8 protein-coding genes are annotated in these 7623 nt (G+C 35.9%); 6 read left to right on the forward strand and 2 right to left on the reverse strand.

Going from position 1 to position 7623, the window contains the following annotated elements:
* Window positions 1-416 precede the first annotated feature (416 nt).
* Complete coding sequence (locus tag C6344_RS18635) at window positions 417-1442, forward strand: protein rep (RefSeq protein WP_106071965.1); 1026 nt, start codon at window positions 417-419, stop codon at window positions 1440-1442.
* 169 nt (window positions 1443-1611) lie between these two features.
* Complete coding sequence (locus tag C6344_RS18640) at window positions 1612-2160, forward strand: hypothetical protein (protein WP_106071964.1); 549 nt, start codon at window positions 1612-1614, stop codon at window positions 2158-2160.
* Window positions 2161-2179: 19 nt separating this feature from the next.
* Here the strand turns inward: C6344_RS18640 and C6344_RS18645 are convergent, their stop codons facing one another.
* Window positions 2180-2386: a hypothetical protein gene (locus tag C6344_RS18645; RefSeq protein ID WP_044140436.1), complete on the reverse strand. Its 207-nt coding sequence runs from the start codon at window positions 2384-2386 to the stop codon at window positions 2180-2182.
* A 330-nt stretch (window positions 2387-2716) separates the two neighbouring features.
* On the opposite strand from C6344_RS18645, the gene C6344_RS18650 reads away from it, so the two are divergent.
* Complete coding sequence (locus tag C6344_RS18650) at window positions 2717-3550, forward strand: S8 family peptidase (protein WP_106073177.1); 834 nt, start codon at window positions 2717-2719, stop codon at window positions 3548-3550.
* 47 nt (window positions 3551-3597) lie between these two features.
* On the forward strand, window positions 3598-4161 hold the full coding sequence (locus tag C6344_RS18655; RefSeq protein WP_106073178.1) for a hypothetical protein: 564 nt from the start codon (window positions 3598-3600) through the stop codon (window positions 4159-4161).
* A 330-nt stretch (window positions 4162-4491) separates the two neighbouring features.
* Here the strand turns inward: C6344_RS18655 and C6344_RS18660 are convergent, their stop codons facing one another.
* Window positions 4492-4968, reverse strand: coding sequence for a DUF3967 domain-containing protein (locus C6344_RS18660; RefSeq protein ID WP_106073179.1), 477 nt, complete (start codon window positions 4966-4968; stop codon window positions 4492-4494).
* A gap of 653 nt (window positions 4969-5621) precedes the next feature.
* On the opposite strand from C6344_RS18660, the gene C6344_RS18915 reads away from it, so the two are divergent.
* Both C6344_RS18915 and C6344_RS18670 read left to right on the forward strand, forming a co-directional pair.
* Complete coding sequence (locus C6344_RS18915; RefSeq protein ID WP_189313048.1) at window positions 5622-5774, forward strand: hypothetical protein; 153 nt, start codon at window positions 5622-5624, stop codon at window positions 5772-5774.
* Between the two features lie 538 nt (window positions 5775-6312).
* A complete protein-coding gene (locus C6344_RS18670; protein ID WP_106073181.1) occupies window positions 6313-7431 on the forward strand; it encodes a response regulator aspartate phosphatase in 1119 nt (372 codons plus the stop codon).
* The last annotated feature ends 192 nt before the right edge of the window (window positions 7432-7623 follow it).

Raw genomic sequence — 7623 nt, forward strand, 5'->3', positions numbered from 1 at the left:
AAGATAACAGCGTTTCTGTTGCTTCAAGGAATGCAACATGATGTATCGTATTCGATTTGTAACATGAAAATCGACAGACCTTTAGGGTCTGTTTTTTTTGTTGCTAAAAATCAAAAAAAAAATCTCCCCCTGCGGGGAAATTTGGTTTAGTCTTTGGTCTTTTAGGTTTTTAGGTTTTGGTTTTTAAAAAGATGGCGTTTCGCCAGATTTTTGGGCGATTTTGACGGAGTCAGAATCGTGTCTTTTCTTATCTTGATACATATAGAAACATTGTCATTTTAAAAAAGTGCGATAAATACAGTGATGTCAAGGCTTTAAAGGCATTTTGACAGCACAAAACTCCATCTGCTATTATTAAGGTGTCGAATCTTAAATAATAGAATGCTAGAGAACTAGCGCAGAAGGAGTTTTTTGCTTTGTTTCATTCATCTGAATCGAATTATATCACCCTTGAGGACAAATCCGCAACAGGTAAAAAGCGGGATTGGAAAGGGAAAAAGTTGAGATCGTCACTTATGGCGTCTCATTATGAAGGACTTGAAAAGCGTACCGGTGCGCCTTACTACGGAAAAAAGGCAGAGAAAGTATGTGATTGTGCGGAATGTCTAGCGTTTAGAAGAGATAAAGAAACGGGCAGACTACGATTATATCAAGCCTATTTTTGTAAAGTGAGGTTATGCCCTATGTGTGCGTGGCGAAGGTCGTTAAAAATTGCTTGTCACAATAAGTTGATTGTAGAAGAAGCAAATCGGCAATATAAGCCTGCGTGGATATTCCTCACGTTGACGGTGAAAAATGTTGAGGGCGATGATTTAAAACAAACGATTACTGATATGATGCAAGGCTTTAGAAAGCTGTTTCAATACAAAAAAGTGAAAACAGGAACACTTGGTTTTTTCAGAGCTTTAGAGATTACGAAAAATCATGAAGAAAATACATATCACCCGCATTTTCATGTATTGATTCCAGTGAAAAGAAGTTATTTCACAGGTAAAAGCTATATCAAACAAGCAGAGTGGACAAGCCTATGGAAGCGTGCCATGAAATTGGATTATACGCCGATTGTGCACGTGCAGCGGGTCAAAGGAAAAAAGGGCATTGATGCGGAAGCGATTGAAAAAGAAGTGCGCGAAGCAATGGAAGAGCAGAAAGCCATTTTAGAGATTTCTAAGTATCCAGTGAAAGACACCGATGTGATACGTGGGAATGAAGTGACCGAGGAAAATTTGGATACTGTTTATTATTTGGATGATGCACTCAATGCAAGGCGGTTGATCGGCTACGGTGGGATCTTGAAAGAGATTCATAAGGAACTGAATTTGACGGATGCCGAGGACGGGGATCTTGTTAGAATTGAAGAAGATGATGATGATGTAGCAAATGAAACGTTTGAAGTGATGGCACGTTGGCATGTTGGCATTAAGAATTACATAATCACGTAGATGAGCAGACCTATCATGGTCTGTTTTTTTTATGTCAATATGGCAGGTGAAATTTCTTTTTTGATTGCGGTGTCCGCAAGCGTTTTAGAAACTTTTCCAATTAAGGTATTTTTAAGCAAATATTATGTTAAGTTCTTATTTCAAATAACTTTTGGGAGAGTGAGAGTTTATGAAAAAGTCTATTGTTGTTTTGTTAACCATGTTTACTCTTTTATTGTCTACTGCTTTTAGTGAAGGTGTTCAGGCTGAAGAGGCTAAGAGTCCATCTCGAGTTTCAAATGTTGACCCAGATGAAATCTATGCTGATCCTGTGGAAGGTACTATTAAACCTGAGTTTATAATGGATTTTCGTAACATCAAAAAGAACGTTAAAAAATCTACAGGTTGGTCTAAATATAAAAGAATATCTGATAATATCAAAACTGGTAAAGCAGGTGGCTCTATATCAGCTAACAAGTCGGTAACGTTTGGGACTACTTCTTCAGGAGATATTAAAGGGTTGACCTTCGGTTTTAATGTTTCTAAGTCTAGTGCTAAGGGTTACACATTGAATGTCGGACCAAACAAAAGAGTTTATATGGGTTATAGAGTTAACTACAACATTGAGAAAGGTGAAAATTGGCTAGTTGATATTGTTACAGGGAAAGTAATGAGTAAGAGTAAATACACTCATAAAAAGCCGAGATTTGGAGAGTATGGGTTGATCAACTATAAATAAAAAAAGAGTGGTCAATTGACTACTCTTTCTTTTTAATTAATAGCTGCCCTATTTTGAATGTTAAGTAGATAGATATTCCAACCATTATGGCTTTTGAAATCACAATACCGTTAAGAGCCAATTCATAACCATTTGGAATTAATGCATCTGTGTTAAAGCTAAAGAAAAGTGAGATTAATAAACATGCTCCAATTAGTATGTATCCTAAAATTTCTTTATTTTTCATTTTCCCCCACCTTAAATTTTAGTGAGCAAATGATAACACTTTCTGATTAAAAAAGACAGACTACATCTTGAAATCATTTACTGTGGAGGTGAATGTGATGGATTTAGGAGCATTCATTATTTGTACTTTGATGTTCATTGCATTGTGGTTTGAAGAAGCAGAAGAAGCCGACAAGTGAGCCGGCTTCTTCTTTACACGCTTGCGATGCTTTTGATTTTTTATGTAATTTTAAGGTCTTTATGGTTTATATTGTGTTAAAATATCAAATTGTAGTAACTTTATATAGTATATTTTTCTTATTTTGTTTTACTTTGTTAGGATTGGTGCCAAATGTATAGAAGATATTTAATCATATTATTATCTCTTTTTTTCCTTTCTAGTTGTTCTTTTGAAGAAGATAATTGGGCTTTTGAACATCTTGTATCTAAAAGACATGATTTTAACGGGAATAAAGTAAAAATTGCTGTCTTAGATAGTGGAGTTTCTAAGATTAAAGGATTGGATAAATCTATTGTTTTTTCCTTTAATGCTTTTGATAACACGAATAAAACAAAGGATGAATTTGGTCACGGTACTATTGTTGCAAGTTTAATTGCTGGGAATTTAGATTCTAAAAAAATCGGTTTAAATATCAATGCTGAAATTTTTGATATTCAGGTTTTAGATCAAAAAGGTCTAGGGACTGTTGATAGTGTTGTAAAAGGAATAAATAAGGCTATTGATAAACAGGTTGATATTATTAATTTGAGTATTGGTTTTTCAAAGGGTTCAAAAAAATTAAAAAAGGCTATTGATAGAGCTCTCAAAAAAGGAATAATTATTGTTGCATCAGCTGGAAATATGGTGGGAAGAGATGTAGAATATCCGGCTAAGTATAAAGGTGTTATTTCTGTTTCTGCTATTGATATTAATAATAAAATTTATCCTTTAGCAAGTAAGGGCAAGATTGATTTTGTATCTCCTGGAGTAGAAGTTTTGGCTATTGATAAACAGTCTGAAATAACTATTCAAAGTGGTACTTCGTTTGCCACACCTTATGTTACTGGTGTCATTTCTTTATACATAGAAGATGGAGAGTCAATAGATTTAGATTTTTTAAAGAGTAAGAGTGAGGATCTTGGTAATAAATCTATTTTTGGAAATGGTTTATTAAAATACAAATAATTAATATTTGTATTTTTATATAAAATTTTAAAATATTGGGGGATATTATGTTTAAGAAAAAACTTTTATTAAAGTCATTTGTTGTTTTTTTAGCTTCTATTTTGTTTTCTAGTGTACTTTTCAGTTCAGCACAAGCAACTGAGTCTGACACACAAAAAAAGGTTGATGCTATAAATAAATCATCTTTTTATAATGTGGAAACCAATGAAATTATGTTATCTAAAGACTTAGCTAAGTCTTTTTATGACTTTAGTGATTCTGAATTGAAAGAAATAGAGAATAAGTTTCAAAATCTTACTCAAGGTGAAATAGATTATATTTTGAAGCTAAGTAACGTGGATTTAGATGAAATTGATGTTGATGAGAATGTTGCTCATGCTAATTGGGTTTGGGTTATACCTGTAGTGGCGGGCATCATTGTAGCTGGTGGAATTATCTTTTCAGCGTTATATTTTAGTCATAAAGAGAAACAAAATTTAATTAATAAATGTTATAAACAAAAAGGAAAACCTGTAATTGATTCTAGAGATTCTGCTGGATTAAAAGGTACTACTAAGAGTGGATCAGCTAAAAAAGCTGGTGGATATAAGTTTGAATGTAAGAAAAAGTGAATTAGAAAAACGCACTTAAATTTAAGTGCGTTTTTTATTTGTTACTTACATTCAAACTTATAATCTAAATTTAGTACGCCAAATTCGAATTCTGGAGCGCCATTTATGTCATAGCAACCTTGGGAGAGGCTTTGAATTTCTTTGTTATTAAAAGAAACTTGGATTAATAATAAAGCTGATGCTATAACAAGTGAAAAAGGAATTATAATCGATAGTCTTTGGAGATTTGTTAATTTTTTTAGTTTCAAATAGAACACAACCTTCCATTTTTGGATATTATTTTGGACTTGAATAATTTTAGCACACTTAAACTTAAATTAGTCTTAACTTTTAGTCCTTCCAAAATTGCCACCACTTTTTTTGTTGAGCAGCAGCAATCATTTTTTTTGTTTCAATGGATTCTTTCAAAGCGAGCATGAGATTTTCATCTCGCTTTTTTTGTTGTTCTTCAAATTGTTCGAGTCGTTTTAGGATGGTCCGATTGAATTCCTCTTGTCTTTGAATGAGATCGGCGACATTGACATCTTGTAGCGGTGTAGCGGTATCCGATATGGACAAGTTTGACCGATACAAGGTCGCTACAAGCTTGGCTACTTCTTCTAGTGATTTACCACTCAATTTAGAGTGTGTGTATATATACTCCATAGCGGATAAATCGGACTCATTATACTGACGCCATCCCTTAGTGTCTCTGGCGAAATTATAGCCGTTTTTCTCAAGCATGGCGGCGTATTTGCGTATCGTGACGCTGGAGACATTGAGCTTGTTTGCAATGTCTTGTGAAGAAAGGTAGGTTTCGGGTTTCATAGCGGGTTCACCTCTTTATGATTCATTCGCTACGGTATACGCTACGCCCTCCTAGATCAAAAGGCAAAATATTTTTGTTTTGCGTAGCGGGTTGAAAGAGAAAAATTTTGATAAGTGTCGCTGGAGACATTTCGGAAAAGGTGAAAAGAGCATAAGGGGTTTTTGTCCCCACTTATGGTGTGGAACTAGGCAAAGCCTAGCAAAAAAATGACCCCAAAGAAGTGGTGTAAATCACTCCTGCAGCAGTGGCGATTTTTGAGGTAATCACTTTCCCATCACTACTGAAAAACGAGCCGATCACTGTCGGATCAGTGATGAAAAATGATCGACCAGTTGCCGACCACTTGTCAAAGTGCCCAGTTATACGCACCAAAAAATGTGCGTGTTTTTAGAAAAGCCAACGGGGGTTTTTCACGAAAGTTTCGTGTTTGTTTTGTGTTGTTTCGGAAAAGTGTGCACTCAAAAGGAGCGTTACTGTTTAAAAAATGGAGTGAAAAACATGTGGCATGAGTCAACGGTAAGCGGAACGAAAGTGAGCATTAAGGAGTTGACTCATTCACCACATCCAAAGCCTATTGATTCAAACAAACCCCGTTTGTTTGCGCCAGCCGAAGGGGCATCCCCCGAAGATCGGGGGTAGGGGGTTTGAACATTTGCGATCCAACGGGCTGACCGTTGGCGGGTTTGGGCAGAGCCCGAAAAGAGTCACTGGAGAACCAGTGCCCACTTATGCACCTGAAAAGTTGCACGTGTATTTTCTCTCCGTTCAAAGCAGAATGCCAGGCATTGTACCGTTGGAAAATTGATGAAAAACGTTGGTGAAGATGGTAGAATAAGAGAGTGATATTCATCTGATTGTTTGGCGAAGGTGCGAAGCGAGAAGGCGGCGAGAGTCGCCTGAGTGGCAACGAAAAGCGGAGCACCGAGAGCCAAACGAGAACTCCCCCATGCTAACAGGGGGGTAGTAATGGATGAGAAAACTGTTGGAAACCAATCATATCAAGGGATTGAGTCGTTTTCGTTTTGAAACGGTTTTTAATTAGATGATAAGATGCATGATTAAATACATAAAAATACCGAGGCTGTAATTCTAAAATGCCTCTGAGAGCGTTCAGATTCGATTCTGAGCGCTTTTATTTTTGTTCAGGTAATTGAAGTAGGAGGATGAGCCAAAAACGTTTATACGGGACTTAAATGCGTTTTTCGTTTAGTCTGCTGAATTCATTTTAAAAAACGTTTGCGAGATACCGAAAATTTTCAAAAATGGAAACGCAAGCAAGTTATAGCCGTATTTCATGTGCTAGGATTTAACATAAAAAAGCGATGTATCGGGGGATTGATGGTATGGGAACTATTGCAGCGCCTGTGGTTGGTCAGAAGATTAATGAGTGGTATCGACATATCAAAAGGTTGAATGTGACAGATGCAGAGATTCTCCGTAACGAAGTTAAGAATGAACTGGATTTGATGGAGGAAGACGAACAGGTTGTTCTTTATTTTCAGCTAATGGAATTTCGCCATGAACAGATGCTTGAATACGTAAATCCATCAAAAAATACTGTCAACAAAGCTGATTATTTGAGAGCTGTCGAAGGTGAAGGGAAAAGGCTTACTGGTATTATGGAGTACTACTTCAATTTTTTCAGAGGGATGTATGAGTTTTCTAAAGGGGAGTACATAAAAGCTATTACATTTTATCGCTATGCTGAAAGAAAACTTGATAAAGTAGCTGATGAATTGGAGCGTGCGGAGTTCTTTTTCAAAATGGCAGAAATCTTTTATCACATGAAGCAAACACATCTATCTATGTATTATGTTGAACAGGCGTATCATGCTTATAAGGCAAACAGTATATATCAAGTTAGGTTAATCCAGTGTAGATTCGTGATTGCGGGAAATTATGACGATCTGGTCAGTTATGAGAAGGCACTTCCCCATTTGAAATTAGCTTTACAGGAATCTATTGCACTTGGCCATGATTACATTACGACTAAGGGTTTGTTGAATTTAGGAAACTGTTTTAATAAACAAGATGATGTTGCGAAAGCAACAGTATATTACCAACGTGCATTAGAGTTAGGCGAGAAGATCGGTGCTAAAGAGGTTGTACAAGCTTGTTATGATTTAGCCATCATTTTCTTTAAGCAGGGACGAAAAGAAGAAGCTCTTGATTATTGTGTGAAAGGAAAAAGCTATGCTGAAAAGTATGATGATTATATGTTTGTCGATCTTTTTAATGTGCTTCATGAGTTATATGTGACGGTTTCGCCTAGTGTTGAAGTCAATCAAAAATTCGATCAACTTTTATATAGTCGTGGTTATCCTTATTTAGAAGACCTAGCTTTAGAGGCTGGAAGATTTTATAATGACATAGAACGATTGGATGATTCTGTATTTTTTTACAAGAAGATGATCCAAGTTCAGAAACTGATTCAAAGGGGCGATTTTGAATATGACGTTTAAAAAAATTATGGCTGCCGTTTTGATTTTAGCTGTGGCTGTTGCGCCAGTTTATGGTTTAGCGACGCAAGATAACAGCGTTTCTGTTGCTTCAAGGAATGCAACATGATGTATCGTATTCGATTTGTAACATGAAAATCGACAGACCTTTAGGGTCTGTTTTTTTTGTTGCTAAAAATCAAAAAAAAAATCTCC

Source organism: Bacillus sp. GBSW19, assembly GCF_002998655.1.
Classification (GTDB): domain Bacteria; phylum Bacillota; class Bacilli; order Bacillales; family Bacillaceae; genus Bacillus.